Source organism: Mesorhizobium sp. WSM4836, assembly GCF_055811815.1.
On record NZ_JBVVQF010000008.1, the window covers coordinates 19,974 to 39,830 of the forward strand.

Consider the following 19,857-nt stretch of genomic DNA (forward strand, 5'->3'; position numbering starts at 1 on the left):
ATTGCTTCTCCGTGCCGCGGGTGCGTCTCAGCTTTGATAGGCAAAGGTCGACATCATGCCGCTCGCCATGTGGTAGAGGTGGTGACAATGGAATGCCCATTTGCCGGGATTGGCTGCGTCGACGGCAATGGTGACCGAGCGCATCGGCGGCACCAGCACGGTGTCGCGAACCGCGCCCTGGAAGCGCTGGCCATCAATCGCGACCACCTGGAAATGATGGCCGTGAAGGTGCATCGGGTGGGCCATCATGGTGTCGTTGCGCAGCGTGACCTCGACGCGATCGCCGTTGTCCGCCAAGATGCGAGCGCTGGTTTCGAATCCCCAGCGATAGGCAGCCATGTCGCCGGTCAGTGCCATTCCGAAGGTCTTGTCCGCAGGGCGCGAGGCAAGCGGCGCGATTGCTCGAAGTTGTGCCTCAAGCGTCAGGTCCAAAATCGGAGCGTCGACATCAGCCGCCTTCTTGAGCTTGGCCACGGTTGCCCCCGCTGGACGCAGGACAATTCCAGTTCGTTCCTTGCTCCCCTCGCGCAGCGCCAGGATCGGAAAGGAGGAGCTGAGGTCGCGCGGCAACTTCACGCGCACGTCGATGCGCTGGCCCATCGTCATTGGAAACCGCCGGCCCGTGACCGGTTCGACAGGCTGACCGTCGACCGCGATCAGCTCGCCTTCAAGCTCGCCGAAGTCGATCGTGAACGCCGTCGCCGTGGCGCCGTTGATGATCCGCACCCGCACGCGTCCGCCCCGCTCGACCGGGACGATCTCGGGGTCGTCCAGGGAGCGGTCATTGGCCAGATAGGCGTCATACTCGATGTCATTGATATCCATCGCCACGCCGCCGTGATTCATCCCAGCCATGGCGTCGCCGGCCCCACCTGACATGTTCATGCCGTCCATCGGTGTGGAGCCGCCGGTATTCTTATTCTGCAGCCCGGCCAGCAGCTCCTCCGGAGACGAAAACGAGAAGTCGTGGAGCAGGATGACAACCTCCTGCTCGTCTTTTGCATCATCGGCAGGATCGGCGACGATGAGCGGCGCAGCCAGCAGCGATTGCTCCTGCAAGGTATGGGCATGCATCCAGAAGGTGCCGGGCTCGCCGACCGGGAAATCGAAACTGCGATCGGCTCGCGCGCCGATGAGTGGCAGTGGCGCGTCGGCAACGCCGTCGCTCGGCCAAGGCGGCGTCAACCCATGCCAATGTATGATCGTCGGCTCGGCAGTCTCGTTTCGAACCGTGACATTGAAGGCTTCGCTCGTCCGCAAGCGCAGGCCGGGCGCGCCGTCGGCCCTTCGCAGGCCGAACACGGTTGCAGCTTTGCCGTTCACCTCGATCGTGCGGCGCGAGATGCCGAGTGGCTGGCCGCCCGACTGAGTAGCGGAGGGCGCCGCGAGCAGGCTCGATGGCATTGCAAAAGCTGCGGCGCCTGCCACCGCGCCCTTCAGGACATCTCGACGTTTCATAATGGTTTCCTCGGTTCAATTGGGAGTTTCGTTGTTTCGTTCAGCACAAGATCAGGTTCAAACGCGCCGGCGATGAGTCGGGGCGATCAGGGCGCACGGTGCTCGCCGGCGGAACCGAACAGTCTGGCCAGATGCGGAAAAAAAGCGGGGACACGGCCTGCGTAACGGTCGTATGCGTCGCCGAATTCCTTTCTGGCCTCACGCTCTTCAATGAAGGAAAGCCGCACATACATGCCGACCAGTATAGGAAACATCGCCAGCGTCAGCAGCGTCGGCCACTGCACGAGGAACCCTGCCATGACGAGAACGAAGCCGACATATTGCGGATGCCGTACAGCGGCATATGGGCCGCCGGTTGCGAGGCGATTGTGATGCTGCGCTTGGTAAAGCACCCGCCACGCGGTCGAGATCAGCACGAATCCGCCACCGATCAGGAAGAAGCTGAGAATGTGAAACGGGCCGAAATGCGGATTGAGACGCCAGCCGAACATCATCTCCGGGAGGTGACCGGCATCATGCGAGAACCATTCGATGCGGGGGTATCGTGACTGCAGCCACCCCGAGAACAGGTAGATCGTCAGGGGGAACCCGTACATCTCGGCAAACAGCGCCACCAGGAAGGCGCTGAACGCACCGAAGGAGCGCCAGTCGCGGCTGGTTCGCGGCTTGAAGAAGCTGAATGCAAACAGGATGAAGACCGCCGAATTGATGATAGCCAGGCCCCAGAGGCCATAGGCGGGAGATTGCTCGACCATCGTCATGCTCCTTTATGGTGGATGGTGCTGTCTTGTGCGTCCTGCTCGGTTTCCTTGTGCCTGGCATGGCCGCCGTGGCCGCCATGCCCACGGTGGAATACGTGAAGCAGAGGACAGGCGAGCAGCAGCAGAAAGGGCAGGATGCCCAGCGCATGCGCCCGGTGCTCAGTAAGGAGGAAAAATGCAGCGATCACCAGGAAAGTGATCGTGACTAGTCCGGTCTTCGAAGCCCAAAATCCGCCCGCCTCGGCCGCCGGTTCTGGTTCGGACCCGGTCGACGGACCCGACATGCGATGCACGTTGTTGGTATCCATGGGATGGGTTCCTTATTTGTCAGCGATTGTTATTGCGCGAGCTTTCCAGCCCATACGCGACGAGGCTCACGGCCCAGACCAGCGCGCAGGCGAACAGTGGCCACCTGAAGTCGGAGCCAATCGTGAAGTTGACCACCGACATAAGGCCGATGGACGACGCTCCTCCTATCAGAGCACCGATCAACGCGACCGGATGGCGCGCGCGGAACGCGGTGATCGCCAGCGCAATCAGGAGAACGCCGGTGGCGAGGGCGTAGCCGCCGAGCACCCGGAAAACCCGCGTGAGCCACATCGTCAGACGCGGACCAATGGCTTCCAGTTCGCCGGCCGAGAGCCGCATATAGCGGACATCCTCGGGCAGCAGTGGCGCCCTGAGAACGATGAAATACAACCCGATGCCGGCGATGATTATTCCCGCCAGGACAAGAGTTGCGGATGACGTCGTCCATGGATTGACTGCTGCTTTCATGGGCTGAACCTCGACTTGCTTTACCGGCCTCCGGCGGCGGCGACTTTCTGTCACTTCACGTGCTGCTTGAGCCATTCCTGCATGGCGGCGATTTCGGCCTGCTGAGCCGTGATGATCTGATTGGCCCAGTCCTTGACCTGATCATCCTTGCCGAATTGCAGAACCGCACGAGCCATGTCGATGGCACCTTGATGGTGCGGAATCATTGCCTTGACGAAGGCGACATCGGGATCGCCGGCCTGGATGCCCTGCATCATCGGCCCGTCCATTCGCTTCATGGCATCCATGTAAGACCTGGAGGCCTCGGGCATGTTGGCGGTGTCCATCGGCATGTTCATCATGCCGCCGCCCTGCATCATGCCGCCGCCCTGCGTTGTGCCGCCTGGCATCATTTGCTGCATCATGGAAGCCATCTGCTCCATCATGGGCATCATCTTCTGCATCGTCGACATCATCGACGTGCACTGCTCGGGCAAACCGCCCGGCATCGCCTCCGCGCCAGGAGCCGTTGTCTTGGTTTTTGATGCATGGGTCGCCGGATGATGCGGATCCGTCTGCGCAAATGCCGCGCCGGACAGAGTTGCAAGGACTCCGAGCATGATCAATCCAAGGTGGATTTTCATGACTGTTTCCTTTGTCGCTGGTGTGCAACCGACAGGCGAACTTTGGAAGCATGCGCAATGCAGCCAGATCGCCGCTAATGGCTATGGTCTCGCGGATCGTTCGCGCGTTTATGGGCTTGACGGGGCGCTGCTGGTTTCAACAGGCCCAACGGCCGCGACGACGCGATATCAGGCGAAGATCCGGGGAGGTTGCAGGAGGGCCTCGGGGTCGGTGCCCGTTGCCAGGAACGCCTTGCCCGCCATGAAGCGGATGGCGTCCGGCGCGTGACGAAGAATGCCGCATTCGTTGGCGGAAATGCCCGCAAAACAACAGCCGCAGCAGGTCGAGTGCGCGCAATCCAGGCAACCATCACATGGCGAGCGATGGTTGTTCTGGTCTGTGGACGCGACGTGATCCATCACCCCGTGCGAGGCGCTCGTCGACATCATGGCAACTTCAGCGGTGGCACCGGCGCCTATTGCAGAAGTCCGCTCGGCAAAACCAGCAATGGCAGCACCGCCCGCGATCAGGAGGATCACGGCGAGCAGCAAGCGAAGCTGGGCCAAGGCGAGTTTCATGGATTCAGTGTAGCCTAACTGCATGCCGCTACTTTGATGCAAATCAATGCCCACGAGCGTGGCTAATCCGAAATTGATATCATTCCGGCGGCAATGAGGAGATAGCGACATGCTCACAGTCCCCGGGGTGGCGGAGGCCAGCGCGTCCCTATCGGAGCGGCTCAACCGCAAATGCTTCTGCATCACGCTCGACCGGGCGAAACTTTGGGCGGCGCTGGACCACGAAGCCGGTAAGCCTGGTTTCTGCGAAGCCTTTATGGCATCGCGACCGCATCTTTTTTCCAACGTCCCGGTCTTCATCTCCGCGCCCGCTATCGATGAGATGCAGAAAATCGTCGGCGCTATCGAGGCGACGGCACTTGCCGGCTTACCGCGAAGCGGTCCTCTCCTGGGCTCCCGACATCGCGCAACGGGATTTCGGACCCGTCGGCGTCATGATGGGCTACGATTTCCACCTCGAGGATGATGGTCCCAAGCTGATCGAGATAAACACCAACGCCGGCGGCGCTTTCCTCAATGCGCTGCTCGCCGAGGCACAGAAGGCTTGCTGCTCTGAAGTCGACCGGGCGCTGATCGGTGCCAGGGACGGTCACTTCGAAGCCAGCATTATTGCGATGTTTACGGACGAATGGCGCCGCCAGCGGGGAGCCGGTTCGCCGCGAAGGATCACGATCGTCGACGATCTGCCCGAGGAGCAGTACCTCTATCCTGAATTCGTGCTTGCCAGGCAGCTGTTGCTAAGACACGGTTTCGAAGCGGTGATCGGTGACGCGGGCAAGCTGGAATACGAGGGCGGCAGGCTTCGGCTGGACGGCGACGAGATCGATCTGGTTTACAATCGCCTCGTCGATTTCACGTTTGACGGGCCGGAGCACGCCGCACTCGGGGCGGCTTATCGGGATGGCGCCGTGGTGGTCACGCCCAATCCGCACAACCATGCGCTCCTTGCAAGCAAGCGAAATCTGACATTGCTGTCCGATCGGGCGGCGCTCGAAGCATTTGGCCTTTCCCCGGAGCTGCGCTTGCGGCTGACAGGCATCCCGCGAACCATGCTGATTACCCCCGACAATTCGGATGCCGCCTGGCAATCCCGCAAGGACATGTTCTTCAAGCCGCTCTCGGGCCACGGCAGCAAGGCGGTCTACCGCGGCGACAAGGTGACAAAGGGCGTCTGGGCCGAGATCGCGCGCGGTGGTTACGTGGCCCAGTCATTCGCCGCACCCGGGCAGCGCATGATCGAAATCGACGGCGCACCCGCGCAACGCAAGATGGACGTGCGGCTTTACACTTACGATGGCCGGATGTTGCTCGCCGCCGCCCGCCTTTACCAGGGCCAAACCACGAACTTCCGCACACCAGGCGGCGGTTTTGCTCCGGTTCTGGTCATCTGACCATGCGTAGGTCCATCAGTACTGACAAAGAGCTGATCGGTCGAGCGTCCTTGCGGAGAACTGTTGCCGTTCTTGTGTCTCAGTTCACGGGTGCACTACACCATGTCTCCGGTTCAAAGTGTTACCCATCTATCGGCTGGACATACCCCCGCGCGCTCCGCGGCTAGAGGGCGGTGGACGCGAAATCGCACTTGCGGTGACCTCACATCACTGCGGCGGCACTGATCCTGCGGAAACGCGTGACGGAGAGGACGAAGAAAACGCCACCCACCAGGCCGACCGTGGCAAATTGCGGCCAGACAACGTCCATGCCGGCGCCTCGATAAAGGATCGCCTGGGCGAAGCTCACGAAATGGGTCGAGGGTGACAATTGCATCACCGCTCGTAGATAGGTCGGCATGCTGTCGAGCGGTGTATTGCCACCGGAGAGGATGTTCATCGGGAGGGCGATCAGGATGAAGAGGAGCCCGAGCTGAGGCATCGAGCGAGCGACCGTGCCCAAGAAGATGCCGATGGCGGTGGCGAAGAACAGATAAAGCACGACCCCCGCCATGAAGAGCGGAACGGAGCCGACGATCCGAATTCCCAGCAGCGTCTCTATTACCAGCCACAGTGACAGACCGACCGCGACGGTGATCACCAGCCCGTTTGCCCACACCTTGGCAGCTGCGATCTCGAACGGGGTAAGGGGCATGATCAGCAGATGGTCCATCGTGCCATGCTCTCGCTCGCGGATGATCGCTGCGCCCGCAAGTATGATGGCCAGCATGTTGACGTTGCCGATAATTGCCATGACGGCATTGAAGAGTTGCGTGTTGAGGTTGGGGTTGAAGGCGACGCGGACGGCGAGATTCACCGGCTGGGCCTGCGGCGGTTCGGCACGCGCGGCAAAGCGAGCGATTTCGCGAGCGATGATCTGCTCCAGATAGCCGGCGCCGATTCCGGCCTGCATCATAGCGGTCGCGTCGACATTGGCTTGGATGGTCGGCTGGCGCCCAGCCTTGGTGTCGCGCTCGAAATGTGGCGGGATATCGAGGACGAACGTGCTGCCGGCTGTGTCCATCAGCCGATCGACCTGACTGGCCGCGATTTCAGTCGGACGGCTGAAATAAGGTGGCTGCAGAGCTGCGGCAATCGCACGCGACAGTGTCGAGTGGTCCTCGTCGACGATAGCGACGGCTGAGTTGTGGACCTCCTGCGCCGGGCTCTCGGCCTGCGCATAGACCGCCAACGTGAAAGAGTAGACAACGAAGCCGAACAGCACGAAGTCGCGCGAGAAACTCCGCAACTCCTTGGTACCGAGCCAGAAGATGTTCGCCAGATGTTGCATCATATCATTGTTCTTGCCGGCGGAGAAAGGCAAGGCTGATCAAGGCTAGAAGAGGAATGAAGACGGTAAGGGCCAGCAGGCTTCCGGCGAGCTCCTGGAAGCCGAGCGCCTTGGTGAAAGTGCCGACCGAGATCCGCAGGAAATACATCGCCGGGAACGTGTGGGCCATGAAGGCCGGGAAACCCACCAGCGAGGAGACCGGCGTCAGCATGCCGGAGAATTGTACCGCGGGAAGTGAGGTCATAATTCCCGCGGCGAAGAGCGCGGCGATCTGGGTTCGCGTAAATGTCGAGATTACCAGACCGTAGCCGGTCATCGCCGTCACGTAGAGAAATGCGCCGAGAAAGAGCACCCAGAAGCTGCCTTTCAGCGCCACGCCGAACAGGAAGACGGCCATCGCAACCAGGATGAGAAAGCTGACCAGGGAGAGGATGACGTAGGGAAGCTGCTTCCCCAGGAGGAATTCGAGCCGTGTGACCGGCGTGACGTAGAGATTGGTGATTGAGCCCAGCTCCTTCTCCCTGACGACACCGACCGCCATCAACATCGCCGGCATGAATGCGAGCAGCATCGCTATCGTTCCGGGGACCATGGCAAAGACGCTCTTGAAGTCCTGATTGTAGAGGAATCGGGTCTCGACGGCCTGCGGCGCTTGCCGGTTGCCGAGCGCTGCCGCACGATCGGCGAGATACTGTTGATGCACGCCTGCAAGATATCCGCGGGCGGTCTCGGCATGAAAGGGCATGGCCCCGTCGACCCAGGCACCGATGTCGGCCGCCGCGCCGCGGCGGATATCCCGGCCAAAGCCTGGCGGGACCTCAATGGCCAGCGCGAAAGTGCCGCTCCGCAGCTCCTCGTCGAGCTCCTCGTAGCTGGTCAGCACTTTGCGTTCAACAAAATAAGGCGATCCGCGAAACTCCTGTAGATAGGCCCGGCTCTCCGGCGTGTTGTCTCGATCGAGTGCAGCAAAGGTCAAATGGTTGACGTCAGTGTTGATACCGAGCCCGAAGACCATCATAAGGAATGCAGTACCAAGGATGGCGAAGCCGAGGCGCACCGGATCGCGCCAAAGCTCCAGCGCTTCGCGCCGCGAATAGGCTAGAAGCCGTTCCAGGCTGAAGCCGCGCGACCGCGTAGGCCGGGGCGAGGGGATGGCGGTAGTCCCGGCTTCCGGCAGGCGCCTGACAGAGCTGGCGTTCTCGCTGCCTGCGGCCTGGAGATAGTCAACAAATGCTTCCTCGAGATCGGCTGCGCCACTGGCTTCGACCAGTTCATTGGGCGTGCCGGTGGCGAGCACCTTGCCGCCATGCATGAGCGCGATCCGGTCGCAGCGTGCCGCCTCGTTCATGAAGTGGGTCGAGACGAAGATGGTGATGCCTTGCTGCCGCGAAAGCTCGACGAGGAGCTCCCAGAAGCTGTCGCGGGCCAGCGGATCGACCCCCGAGGTCGGCTCATCGAGGATCAGGAGCTCCGGCTCGTGCACCACGGCGACGGCAAGCGAGAGTCGCTGGCGGATGCCGAGCGGCAGCTGCGCCGCCCGCTGGTCCAGGTAAGGGCCGAAGCCGAACCGCTCGACAAGTGCGGCGATGCGGGATTTCCCCCTGTCGCCGGCAATGTGGAAGAGACGCGCGTGCAGGTTGAGATTCTGCCGAACCGTCAGCTCGGTATAAAGCGAGAACGACTGCGACATGTAACCGACGCGCCGCCGCAGCCGCACATCGGTGCCAACGATCGGCTGCCCGAACAGCCTTGCCGTTCCTTCGGACGCCGGCAGCAGACCGGTCAGCATCTTCATAGTCGTGGTCTTGCCGCAGCCGTTCGAACCGAGAAAGCCGAAGATCTCGCCGCGCTCGATGGCGAAGCTGACGCGGTCCACCGCCACGAATTCGCCGAAGCGCCGGGTGAGGCCATTGGCGACGATGGCCATCTCGTGCTCGCCCGGCGGCCGCGGCGGTACGACGAGAGCGCGGCGCCCGGCGCGAACAGCCTCCGGCAACAGCGCGATGAAGCTTTCCTCAACGCTTGCCTGCCCCGTCAGCCGCTTCAGCTCGGCTGGCGTCCCAGTTGCGAGGATACGGCCAGCATTCATGGCGATGAGATCATCGAAGCGCTCGGCCTCCTCCATATAGGCGGTGGCTACCACCACGCTCATGCCGGGCCGCCCCGCGCGTATGTGCTTGATCAGCTCCCAGAATTGACGGCGCGATAGTGGGTCGACGCCCGTAGTCGGTTCGTCGAGAATGAGGAGGTCAGGGTCGTGGACCAGCGCACAACATAGGCCGAGCTTTTGCCGCATCCCGCCGGAGAGGTTCTTGGCGGCTCGGTTAGAGAAGGAATCGAGGCCGGTCGCTTCGAGCAACGTATCGATGCGCCAGGCCCGCTCGCGCGCCGGCTCGCCGAACAGGCGCCCGAAGAAGTCAATGTTTTCCCTGACGCTCAGATCGGGATAGAGGTTCTTGCCGAGCCCCTGTGGCATGTAGGCGATGCGTGGGCACACGGCCGAACGATGGCGAGAATCGACCATATCGCCACCGAGTACCGCCACGCGGCCCGTCTGGCTGCGCTTGGCCCCGGCGATGAGGCCGAGCAGCGTCGACTTGCCGACGCCGTCCGGGCCGATTAGTCCGACGAGCACACCAGCCGGGATCGCGAGCGTTATGCCGTCGAGCGCAAGTGTGCGACCGTAGCGGTGCGAGAGTCCGTCGACGGCTATGACCGGGCTAGCGGGATGGCTCATCTGTCCGTCCCAGCGCAAGAGAAGCCGGCCACTCAGCGTCGCCGTTGAGTCGGACATAGGTGAGCCCGGGCAGACCCGAGCTTATCTCCGCCGCATGAGCGCTAAGATATTCCGGGTTGACGCGTACGCGGACACGGAACATCAACTTGTCGCGCTCCGCCTTGGTCTCCACGGCCTTTGGCGTGAACTGCGCCTCTCCGGAGACGAAGACCACCTTGGCAGGGATTGGCGCTTTGGGGGCGGCGTCGAGCACGATGCGCGCATCGCTGCCCACGGTCGCGCGACCAGCCTCCGCTGTGGGCAGGAAAATGTCCATATAGATATAACCGATGTCGAGAACGGTGAGGACCTTGCCACCGGCCCCCAGGACTTCGCCGATATTGGCGAGGCGATACTGGACACGGCCGTCGCGCGGGGCGACAAGGGAATTGTCGGCGATGTTGATCCGATAGAGATCGGTATCGTGATTGGCGGCCGCCACCGTCTGTTCGGCTTGCCCCACACGCGCGGTGGCTGCCGCGAGTGCGGCACTGGCGACGCTCATCTGCTGGTGGCGTTGGTCGAGAACCTCGGCCGTTGCATAACCCCTGTCGACGAGGACGATCGTGCGGGTGAGCTGCTGCTCCGCGAGCTTCGCCTGCGCCTTCTGCTGCTCGAGATCGGCCTGCGCTTCGTCGAGCATCCGGCTTGCCCCGAGCACCTGCGCCTCGGCTTTGTGGAGCGACATCTCAAGATCCTGCGTGTCCATTCGTGCGACCACTTGGCCCGCCCGAACGGTGTCGCCCTCGTCAACGAGGAGCGCAGCGATGCGGCCGCCGAACTTGGTCGCGACGTCGATCTCATCGGCCTCGACCCTGCCGTTGCCGAAGGTAATCCCCGCGGGCAGTCCGGGCTCGGCATGCTGCCACCAATATCCCGCTGTCGCGGCTGCGCCGGCAACCACAACCAGGGCCAAGCCGAGCCAAAGCCGGGTGCGCGCTCTGACGGTCTGGGCGGGGGCAGGCCCGGCCAGACTGCGATCAGTTGGGCTCGGCACAAGCATTCGGCCCACCGAGGGGGCGTTCGGGGGAAGCAGCCCGGCGCTGCCAGCGCCAATGGTCTCGATGTTGGGCATTCATCAATTCCTGATAGAGATAACGCGTGGCCGCGCCTCAATTCTACCTTTGCCCGTGTGTGGCGAGTGGGCGTTGATCTGCGTCAAAGGGGGTGTGATGCGCTTCAGTTGATCCAGGCGCGCAGTGTCGGCCCCACTACCCGAAAGATTCTCATGCGTCAGCGGCGAGCACCCCGCAGCGAGCGATTAGACTAGCGCAGGTTTTGAGGTCCCGAAATTCGGTTATGTCCCTCCGGGAAGGTACTTGGAGCCAATAGCGGGCAGGCACGTTCCCGCGCTGGTCGCGGGAGCTGCTCGGCCGTACCGAGGCTCGATGGATGAAACCAGAGCGCCCGTTTCAAACCATGTGCCGTGTTCGCCTCTGACAATTTCGACGGCCTCATCAAGCTTGCCGATCGCCGCAGGCTTGCCCGTTGCTTCGACGAATTCAATCGCGGCGCCGACCTTCGGTCCCATGGACCCGGCCGGAAAATCTCGCCCCGATATTTCTGTCGGGGTAACCCTGCGGAGCGCACGGGCAGTAGCGGTACCATAATCGACATAGACGGCATCGACATCGGTCAGCATCAGCAGCATGTCGGCCTTCAATTGGTGGGCGAGGAGCGAACTCGACAGATCTTTGTCGATGACGGCCTCCACGCCGCAAAGACTGCCGTCATTGCTCGCCACCACCGGAACGCCGCCCCCGCCCGCGCAAATGACGATGACGCCGCGTTCGACAAGAAACGAAATCACGGATGTTTCCAGAATCTCCAGCGGCCTGGGCGAGGGGACAACGCGACGCCATTTGTCGCCATCGGGCGCGATCTGCCAGCCGCGTTCCGTGGCAAGCCGCCGCGCGGCTGCCTCGTTATAGACTGGGCCTATCGGCTTCGTCGGATGAGCGAAGGCCGGGTCGTGCGGGTCCACTTTCACCTGGGTCAGCAACGTCGCGAACAGCCTCTCGTCGAGAAGGTTGCTGAGTTCTTGCTCGATCACATAGCCGATCATGCCGGCGCTCTCGGCGCCGAGCACGTCGAGAGGAAACGCACTGCCGTCCGAAGTGGCTGCCGCCTGCAGGGCCAGAAGCCCGACCTGCGGACCGTTGCCGTGCGTGATCACGACTGAGTGTCCTTCGCCGACAAGTTCGGCAAGCACCGAAGCGGCGCGCGCGATGTTGGCGCGCTGGTTTTCCGCCGTCATCGGTTCACCGCGCCGCAGCAGTGCGTTTCCGCCGAGCGCAACGACGACAAGCATCTCAGTTGCCGATCGTGGCGACGAGCAGGGCCTTGATCGTGTGCATGCGATTTTCCGCCTGGTCGAGAACAATCGAGGCATCCGATTCGAACAACTCGTCCGTCACCTCCATGCAGTCGATCCCGTATTCCCGCGCAATAAGCGCGCCGATCTCGGTATCGGTGTCGTGGAACGCCGGCAGGCAATGCATGAATTTGACGTGCGGGTTACCGGCTGCAGCCATAACCTCGCTGGTCACCCGGTAAGGTCAAAAGACGGATGCGCTCGGCCCAGCCGGATTTGTCCTCGCCCATCGACATCCACACGTCGGTGTAGACGAAATCGGCGTTCTGGACGGAGCCCGTCACGTCCTCGTCCAACCTAAAGAGGCCGCCGCTGTGTCCCGCCAGTTCCCTCACGTGGGCACAGAACTCCTCATCCGGCCAAAGCTCCCTCGGCGAGGCGATGCGCATGTTGATGCCGACCTTGGCCGCTCCGAGCGCCAGCGATAGCGCGACATTGTCGCGGCCCTCGCCGACGAAGGTCACCGTCACGTCCGAAAGATGCTTGTGCGTGAACTCGCGCATGGTCATCAAATCGGCGAGGATCTGCGTCGGATGCGCCTCGTCGGTGAGACCGTTATAGACTGGCACGCCGGCATGCGCGGCAAGCAATTCGGCCTGATGCTGGCCAAAGCCGCGATATTCGATCGCGTCGTACATCCGGCCGAGTACGCGTGCGGTATCCTTCATGGATTCCTTATGGCCGATGTGGCTGCCGCTGGGTCCGAAATAGGTGACATGGGCGCCCTGATCATAAGCCGCCACTTCGAACCCGGTCCGGGTGCGGGTCGAATCCTTCTCAAAGATCAGCGCGATGTTCTTGCGGGTGAGACGCGGCACTTCGTGCCCGGCGAGCTTAGCGGCCTTGAGATCGGCGGCGAGCTTCAGAAGAAACCGGATCTCGCCAGCCGTGAGATCGTCCAGGGTCAGCACAGAGCGGCCGTGAAGGTTGATCGACATCGGACTTTCCTTTCGGGTCAAATCGGATCGCGGGCGATGGGGCAGGTCATGCAGTGCCCGCCGCCGCGACCGCGGCTCAGCTCGGCGCCTCCGACCGTGATCACTTCAATACCGGCGCGGCGCAGAAGTGTGTTGGTGTAGACGTTGCGGTCGTAGCCGATGACCACGCCGGGCTCGACGGCCACGACATTGTTGCCGTCGTCCCATTGCTCGCGTTCGGCCTCGTAGCGGTCGCCGCCGGTGGCGATGATCCGCAGCGATTTCACTCCGAGAGCCTCGGCGACAACCGCCGTGAACGGCTTGTTCTCTTCCGTGACCTCGACGGCCGCCGCTCCGTCGCCCGGCCTTAGCGAGAAGGCGCGCAGCCGCTCGACCACCGGCGGGTACATGGTGACCAGGTCGCGGTCGCAGAAGGTGAAAACAGTGTCCAGATGCATGAAGCTGCGGTCCCGCGGCATCAGCGCCGCGATCACCCGCGTCGCTTCGCCGGCCGCGAACAGGCTGCGCGCGAGGCCGCCGACCGCTTGCGGCGTGGTGCGTTCTCCCATGCCGACGAGGACCGTTCCATCGCCGATCGGCATGACATCTCCGCCTTCCAGGCTGATGCCCGTTCCGGGATCCGGTGACACGAAGGAGATGCCGCTGTCGCGAAAGCGAGGGTGGAAGCGGTAGACGGCTTCGACATTGGCCGCTTCCGGGCGCCTGGCCGGCCAGTACATGGCATTGACCGAGATCGAGCCGTAGATCCAGCAGGAGCTGTCGCGAGTGAAAAGCTGGTTCGGCAGCGGCGGAAGAACGAAATCCTGCGGCGCCAGCGTTCGTCCGGTCAGTCCCCTTGGCTCGAACGGAAGCTCCGCCCGGGCGATGCCGCCGATGAGACAGGTTGCCAGTTGCTCCGACGGCATCTCGTTGAGCCACCCCCGCATTTCGTCGACCATGTCGAGCCCGACGACGCCGGAGTGGATCCGCCGATCGAGAAGCCAGTCGCGGGCTTTGGTCAGGCTCATGGTTTCGGCCAGCAAGTTCCCGAACGAATGCACCACCACGCCGCGCTCACGCAACGCATCGACGAAGACATCATGCTCCTGACGTGCTTTCTTGACCCAGAGGACATCGTCGAACAGCAATGCCTTGCAATTGTCGGGCGTCAGCCTTTGCAGGCTGAGGTCCGGGCGGTGCACCAGCACCTCGCGGAGCCGGCCGATTTCGGAAAATGCGCCGAGCCGAGTTGTGGTGATAGGAGCGTTCATAGCGGGCTGATGCTCCCGTTCCACATGAGGTAGGCGGCGGCGATGCCCGCGGCGACAATTGCCGCGGCGATCAGCGCTTCGACAGGATGGAACACGCGTTGATTGGCTTCGCGTCGGGCCCGGATGTAGAACAGGATGCCGGGCGCATAGAGTATCGCGCACATGAACAGATACGCCGGACCGGCCGCGTAGACGAGCCATAGCCCGTAGGCGGTCGCCAGCAGCCCGGCAAAAAGCGGGCCGGCGCGTTGTTCGCCGCTCCCGTAACTTTCTCCGGTCAGCGCCAACTTGGCCGCGTAGGCTCCGGAGAAGATGTAAGGCACCAGGATCGCCGCCGACGCGATGTAGAACAGCGCCTGGTAGGTGCTTTGCGCGAACAGCGCGATCACCAGGAATGCCTGGACGAGCAAATTGGTGATCAAAAGCGAGGTCGATGGCACGCCGCGCTCGCTCTCTTTGCCGAAAAAATTCGGCATCGTGCCGTCCTTGGCGGCGAGATGCGGTATTTCGGCCGCAAGCAGCGTCCAGCTGAGGAAGGCGCCGACCACCGACACGACAAGCGCGATGTTGATGAGGATCGCACCCCAGGGGCCGACAACCGCCTCAAGCACGCCAGCCATGGAGGGGTTCTTCAGCGCGGTAAGTTCAGGCTGGCTGAGAATACCGAGCGACAGCAGCGAGACCAACGCGTAGAGGGCGAGGCAGGTGAAAAAGCCGAGAACGGTTGCAAGGGCGATGTCCTTGCGGCGCTCGGCGCGGCCGGAAAACACGCTGGCGCCCTCAATGCCGATGAAAACCCACAGTGTGACCAGCATCGTGCTTTTCACCTGTGCAGTGATTGAGCCGTGGCCGGCGTTGCCAAAGCCGGTGAAATCGAGCGACCAGACATCCAGCTTGAACGCAACCGCGACGACCCCGACGAAAAGGACGATCGGGGCGATCTTTGCCACGGTTACGACCAGGTTTATCACGGCGGCCTGCCGGATGCCGGCGAGGATCAGCGCGTGGATCAGCCACAGCAGGATGGATGCGCCCAGCACCGCCTGCCAGGTGTTTCCGTCGCCGAAAGCCGGAAAGAAATAGGAAAGCGCGCTGAAGACGATCACCGCGTAGGAGACGTTGCCGACCCAAGCGCTGATCCAGTAGCCCCAGGCGCTGTTGAAGCCGATGAAGGGACCGAAGCCGGCCTTGGCGTAAGCATAGGGGCCTGCCTCGAGCTCCGGTTTGCGGGTTGCAAGCGACTGGTAGACGAAGACGAGCGCCAGCATACCGACGGCAGTGATGGCCCAGCCGATCAGGATGGCAAGAGGACCGGCACCTGCCGCCATATTCTGCGGCAGGCTGAACACACCGGAGCCGACCATCGAGCCGATCACCAGTGCGGTGAGGGAACCCAGCCGAAGCTTCGTTGCTGCTGCGGCCGTCACCTTTGGGACAGGGATGTTGATTCCAGCGGTGGTCATGATGCTCTCCCTTTTCAAAGCTTTGATGGGAGGCAATGAACCGAGAACGGAGGCCGCCGCTTTGATGCCGGTCAAAAAGAATGTGTCTTCCCGGTATATGATTATGGGACCTCAAATATTCCGAGCATCTGAAAGGTTGCCGTGAGAAGGCGGTGTTGCTTAAGGCCTTCTGGCATGCCCAAAGCTTCCAGGTGAGGGGCACTGCTTTTGAAACTGATCGACAGGCCAGATCCCATGCCAGCTGCTGGCGAAATCAGGTTGAAGGTTGAGGCATGCGCGGTTTGCCGGACCGATCTTCGTGTCGTTGACGGTGACCTGCCTCGCCCAAAACTGCCGCTCATACCTGGCCATGAGATTGTCGGCATCGTTGATCTGGTCGGTGAAGGCGTTGCGCGATCCCGGCTCGGCAAGCAAGCTGAGACCACGATCGAGAACATGGCAGCAGGAACGGTGGCCTGACCGGCCTCGATGGGATCATGGCCAAAGGCAGCTGGGGCAAAGGCATTCCCGATGAAGGTGCTGACTTGCCTTTCCCGCGCGACAGCTCTGCATGCGGCGCTTGGCCTGTCCACTGTGCTGGCGAGCGCAGATCAGATATCGCACGGCAAGGCACTGGTCGAAGTCAATTGCGCGCTGGCATGCGATCGGCCGAACTGACAAGAGCAGCCATCCCGATGCGCCTGAATTTCGCAAACTCTCGCGGCGTTATCCGCCCACCGATCTCGAGGAGGCGCTCGCCCAAGGAATTTCAACCGGGAATCCGGATATGCATGAGTGGGTCGCCAGCCCCGATCAGATCGAGGCAATCATAGCCTATGTCGCGAGCGTGCAAGGACCGTGACCGCTACACGCCAGATGATCAACCCTGACCGGCTCGGATTGGCAGGCGCCTGCCCACTCTGCAACGCTATCTTTAATGATCCAGATCAAGGCTGGGCCTGCTGCTCCCACCCATTATTTTCGGTTGGCGCGGCCCTGCCGTTGGCGATGATCCTCCTTTCACCGGCCACCTGGCTTGCAATAATCGTTTCCGCTGCCTCGCTCTTGTTCCTTGCTGTGCTGGGTGCGATCGGCGCGAAGGGCCGGCGCCGCCAATGTGCTGAGGGCCACGGTTCGCGTCACGTGGTGGAGCGCGCTGGCAATGACACTAACAGCTGGGATCGGAACCGTCGTTGGCACTGCCATATGAGTCAGGCCTCCGCCTCGTGAGTGGCGATGGCGACCGCAGCAGTATTCGGTTCGCCGCTGCCTTGGGGGCCTTCTCGGTTGTGGCCTGTCTGTTCACTTTCCCCACTTCTGAGTTCACCGTTGGTGGTGCACATCGCGGCGAAAGTAAGCACCTTTGCGCTTGCTTTGAAGGCATCCTATTCTGGAGGGTAGTAGCCGCTCGTGGGTATAGAATGTCGGTACTGCCTTTCTTGAGAACTAACGCGTCGCTCAACGCGCTGCTGGCTGCGACCGGGCTTGTGGCGATGGCTACGCTCACGACACCGGACATGTCCGGACGAAGCAGACTGGCTCTGGCTACCGTTCTCGCGGTCATTTGGGGCGTCTATCTGTTGCAATTGGCCGAGACGCTGCTCAAGCGCCGGGCGGGAGACGTTCGGGTCAGGACGCCAGCAATCGCCATTGATGTGCTCGCGGTTTTGGTTCCACTCGCCGCATTTCTGCTCGTCGGAACGCCCGACCGGAGCCTCTACTGTGCTGTCTGGCTGCTGAAACCGCTGCGCGACTCGACTTTCTTCCCGCTGCTGGGCAGGATCCTGACCAACGAAGCGCGCAACCTGATCGGCGTCACCACGGTCCTTAGCATCGTTCTGTTCGGTGTTTCGCTCGCGGCCTATGTCATCGAGCGCGACGGCCAACCGGAAAAGTTCGGCAGCATCCCCCAGGCAATGTGGTGGGCGGTGGTCACGCTGTCCACTACCGGCTATGGCGACGCTATTCCGGAAAGCTTCGCCGGCCGCGTCCTTGCCGGGGTGGTCATGATGAGTGGCATCGGCATCTTCGCGCTCTGGGCTGGCATTCTTGCCACCGGCTTTTATCAAGAAGTCCGTCGCGAGGATTTCGTCCGTAATTGGCAATTGGTCGCCGCCGTGCCGTTGTTTCAGAAGCTCGGCCCGGCCGCACTAGTCGACATCGTGCGCGCGTTACGACCTCGCGTCGTGCCGGCGGGCGCTGTGATCTGCCGCAAGGGTGAGACCGGTGATCAGATGTTCTTCGTCGTGGAGGGGCGCGTCAGCGTCGCGACGCCGAACCTGGTGGAGCTTGGCCCTGGCGCCTTCTTCGGCGAGATGGCGCTGATCACCGGCGAACCGCGCTCGGCGACCGTCAGCGCCACAACGGTGGTCTCACTCCTGTCGCTACACTCGGCGGATTTCCAGATGCTGTGCGGCAGCAGCCCGGAGATCGCGGAAATCATCCGCAAGACCGCGCTCGAGCGGCGCGGCGCGGCACCTCAGGGTTGACCTAGACTAGGTGTTCGTCAGGAGGATGCGCTGCCAAGGCTGCCGATTGCCTGCCGATGGTGGCTGGCTGGAACTACATGATGCGGCTCTATCGGCCGCGTAGCTCGGCGACGCGACGGGTGACGACACCGACTGGGCAGGCATCAGACAAGCCGGTCGACAGCGGTCTGCGCCACGCGTTGATGCCTGAGAGGAAGCCTGGAGTCGAACGGCTTCTCGGCGGGTTTCACCAGCAGCTGCTTCGAATCCTGTCAGTCTGAGGGTGGATTAATGTCGCCAAGCCGTCGCGATCCACTCAATATCCCCAAGCCATTTCACAACTGGTTGCAGCGGACGGCCGCCGCTTACCTCCTTGACCCGTAATTTGCTAGCGTGCGCGTTTGAAGCACAACAAATAGGCTACGCAAGATGGGTGCGAATGATCCCGGCTTCAAGGACGTTCCCGACGTCGCCAATATCGGTTTTCCCATCGCCGAAGTAGAGGCCGAGGGCAGCCTTGTCATCACCAAGGCGCGAGGTACGGGAGGCCTTGTCGACCTGCGCACCGTCAAGGAGCAACTGCTCTACGAGATCCACGATCCGGCCGCCTATCTGACCCCTGACGTCACCCTCGACATCACCCAGGTCGAGCTCGAGCAGGTCGGGCACGACAGGGTCCGCGTGCGCGGAGGGAACCGTTTGTTTGGAGGATCCAGACCGAAGGAACTGCATCCATTTCGCGAAATCCACGGCCAGCATCACGCCGTCTCGACACCGGGCGACATCCTCTTTCACATCCGTGCCGCACGTATCGATCTTTGCTTCGAACTGGCGACACAGATCATGTCGCGGCTAGATGGCGCAGTCTCCACGACGGATGAGGTGCACGGCTTCAACTATTTCGATGACCGCGACCTGATCGGCTTCGTCGATGGCACCGAAAATCCTGTGGATGAGCGCGCCGTCAAGGCCGCGATCATCAGCGAGGAGGACCCGGCCTTTGCCGGAGGCAGCTATGTGATCGTACAGAAGTACCTGCATGATCTGAAAGCATGGAACGCGCTCCCCATCGAGAAGCAAGAGGGAATTGTCGGCAGGAAAAAACTCTCCGATATCGAGCTGGACGATGCCGTGAAGCCGACCTCGGCGCACAATGCGCTGACCACGATCATCGAGAACGGAGAGCAGTTGGAGATTGTACGCGACAACATGCCATTCGGCGAAGTCGGCAAGGGTGAGTTCGGCACCTATTTCATCGGTTACGCCCGTTCGCCGCGCAGAATCGAGCAGATGCTCGAGAACATGTTCATTGGCCGCCCGCCAGGCAACTACGATCGGTTGCTGGACTTCAGCCGTGCGGTCACTGGTACTTTGTTCTTCGTGCCGTCGGCGACATTCCTGGAGAACGTTGCGACGGGCGAAGCGGTCATCTCGACCGCTGGTCCGGCCCCGTCGGGCGGATCTATTCGGAGTCGCCGTCAATAGGTTCGCCACCGAATACGAGAGCATAAGATGATACGGTTGGGGCGAACCATCCGCTTTGTGTTGAGAAAGGCGGCGTCCCTCAGCGACTAACACAATCGTTGTTCGCCAATAGCTTACGAAGCGTTTCGCCAAAATCGATTCAAGGAGTTGGTCCAGCCACTCGCCGATCGCATTTACCTTCTACGGAATGGCGGCTTTGCGGCCCAAGTCGGCCGTTCAGGGCGAC

16 protein-coding genes and 3 pseudogenes are annotated in these 19,857 nt (G+C 62.1%); 6 read left to right on the plus strand and 13 right to left on the minus strand.

Annotated elements, in window-relative coordinates; genetic code table 11:
* Positions 1 to 27 precede the first annotated feature (27 nt).
* From AC0L2P_RS11905 to AC0L2P_RS11930, 6 genes are all read right to left on the minus strand, one after another.
* Positions 28 to 1,458: a multicopper oxidase family protein gene (locus AC0L2P_RS11905; protein ID WP_473501404.1), complete on the minus strand. Its 1,431-nt coding sequence runs from the start codon at positions 1,456 to 1,458 to the stop codon at positions 28 to 30.
* Positions 1,459 to 1,544: 86 nt separating this feature from the next.
* Positions 1,545 to 2,213 (minus strand): methyltransferase family protein, encoded by a 669-nt coding sequence (locus tag AC0L2P_RS11910; RefSeq protein ID WP_473501405.1) that lies wholly within the window; start codon positions 2,211 to 2,213, stop codon positions 1,545 to 1,547.
* A gap of 2 nt (positions 2,214 to 2,215) precedes the next feature.
* Positions 2,216 to 2,527, minus strand: a complete 312-nt coding sequence (locus tag AC0L2P_RS11915; RefSeq protein ID WP_473501406.1) for a DUF2933 domain-containing protein — start codon at positions 2,525 to 2,527, stop codon at positions 2,216 to 2,218.
* Positions 2,528 to 2,546: 19 nt separating this feature from the next.
* Positions 2,547 to 2,996: a hypothetical protein gene (locus AC0L2P_RS11920; protein WP_473501407.1), complete on the minus strand. Its 450-nt coding sequence runs from the start codon at positions 2,994 to 2,996 to the stop codon at positions 2,547 to 2,549.
* 50 nt (positions 2,997 to 3,046) lie between these two features.
* Positions 3,047 to 3,619, minus strand: a complete 573-nt coding sequence (gene copM / locus AC0L2P_RS11925) for a CopM family metallochaperone (RefSeq protein WP_473501408.1) — start codon at positions 3,617 to 3,619, stop codon at positions 3,047 to 3,049.
* Between the two features lie 168 nt (positions 3,620 to 3,787).
* Positions 3,788 to 4,288 (minus strand): hypothetical protein, encoded by a 501-nt coding sequence (locus tag AC0L2P_RS11930; RefSeq protein ID WP_473501409.1) that lies wholly within the window; start codon positions 4,286 to 4,288, stop codon positions 3,788 to 3,790.
* Between the two features lie 323 nt (positions 4,289 to 4,611).
* Here AC0L2P_RS11930 and AC0L2P_RS11935 point away from each other — a divergent pair, with 323 nt between their 5' ends.
* Entirely contained in the window at positions 4,612 to 5,568 is a 957-nt protein-coding gene (locus tag AC0L2P_RS11935; protein WP_473501410.1) for an ATP-grasp domain-containing protein, read from the plus strand.
* A gap of 202 nt (positions 5,569 to 5,770) precedes the next feature.
* On the opposite strand, the gene AC0L2P_RS11940 is transcribed toward AC0L2P_RS11935, so the two are convergent.
* From AC0L2P_RS11940 to arcD, 7 genes and pseudogenes are all read right to left on the minus strand, one after another.
* Complete coding sequence (locus AC0L2P_RS11940; RefSeq protein ID WP_473501590.1) at positions 5,771 to 6,898, minus strand: ABC transporter permease; 1,128 nt, start codon at positions 6,896 to 6,898, stop codon at positions 5,771 to 5,773.
* A 4-nt stretch (positions 6,899 to 6,902) separates the two neighbouring features.
* A complete protein-coding gene (rbbA, locus tag AC0L2P_RS11945) occupies positions 6,903 to 9,635 on the minus strand; it encodes a ribosome-associated ATPase/putative transporter RbbA (RefSeq protein WP_473501411.1) in 2,733 nt (910 codons plus the stop codon).
* Positions 9,619 to 10,749, minus strand: coding sequence for an HlyD family secretion protein (locus AC0L2P_RS11950; RefSeq protein ID WP_473501412.1), 1,131 nt, complete (start codon positions 10,747 to 10,749; stop codon positions 9,619 to 9,621). Before AC0L2P_RS11950 ends, rbbA begins: the two co-directional genes overlap by 17 nt.
* 222 nt (positions 10,750 to 10,971) lie before the next feature.
* A complete protein-coding gene (gene arcC / locus AC0L2P_RS11955) occupies positions 10,972 to 11,985 on the minus strand; it encodes a carbamate kinase (protein WP_473501413.1) in 1,014 nt (337 codons plus the stop codon).
* Between the two features lies 1 nt (position 11,986).
* Positions 11,987 to 12,986: pseudogene (gene argF, locus AC0L2P_RS11960) on the minus strand (ornithine carbamoyltransferase).
* Positions 12,987 to 13,003: 17 nt separating this feature from the next.
* Positions 13,004 to 14,236: an arginine deiminase gene (locus AC0L2P_RS11965; protein ID WP_473501414.1), complete on the minus strand. Its 1,233-nt coding sequence runs from the start codon at positions 14,234 to 14,236 to the stop codon at positions 13,004 to 13,006.
* Positions 14,233 to 15,699: an arginine-ornithine antiporter gene (arcD, locus tag AC0L2P_RS11970; RefSeq protein WP_473501415.1), complete on the minus strand. Its 1,467-nt coding sequence runs from the start codon at positions 15,697 to 15,699 to the stop codon at positions 14,233 to 14,235. The genes AC0L2P_RS11965 and arcD overlap by 4 nt, the downstream gene beginning before the upstream one ends.
* Before the next feature lie 207 nt (positions 15,700 to 15,906).
* Between arcD and AC0L2P_RS11975 the strand changes: the two are divergent.
* The 5 genes and pseudogenes from AC0L2P_RS11975 to AC0L2P_RS11995 form a co-directional block, all read left to right on the plus strand.
* A pseudogene (locus AC0L2P_RS11975) lies at positions 15,907 to 16,113 on the plus strand (alcohol dehydrogenase catalytic domain-containing protein); the annotation flags it as partial.
* 96 nt (positions 16,114 to 16,209) lie between these two features.
* Positions 16,210 to 16,356 carry a hypothetical protein gene (locus AC0L2P_RS11980; protein ID WP_473501416.1) on the plus strand — a complete coding sequence of 49 codons (147 nt, stop codon included), beginning with the start codon at positions 16,210 to 16,212 and terminating at the stop codon, positions 16,354 to 16,356.
* Positions 16,357 to 16,650: 294 nt separating this feature from the next.
* Positions 16,651 to 16,888: pseudogene (locus AC0L2P_RS11985) on the plus strand (VIT1/CCC1 transporter family protein); the annotation flags it as partial.
* A 211-nt stretch (positions 16,889 to 17,099) separates the two neighbouring features.
* Positions 17,100 to 18,167: a cyclic nucleotide-gated potassium channel gene (locus AC0L2P_RS11990; protein ID WP_473501591.1), complete on the plus strand. Its 1,068-nt coding sequence runs from the start codon at positions 17,100 to 17,102 to the stop codon at positions 18,165 to 18,167.
* Between the two features lie 408 nt (positions 18,168 to 18,575).
* On the plus strand, positions 18,576 to 19,631 hold the full coding sequence (locus AC0L2P_RS11995; protein ID WP_473501417.1) for a Dyp-type peroxidase: 1,056 nt from the start codon (positions 18,576 to 18,578) through the stop codon (positions 19,629 to 19,631).
* Positions 19,632 to 19,857 lie beyond the last annotated feature (226 nt).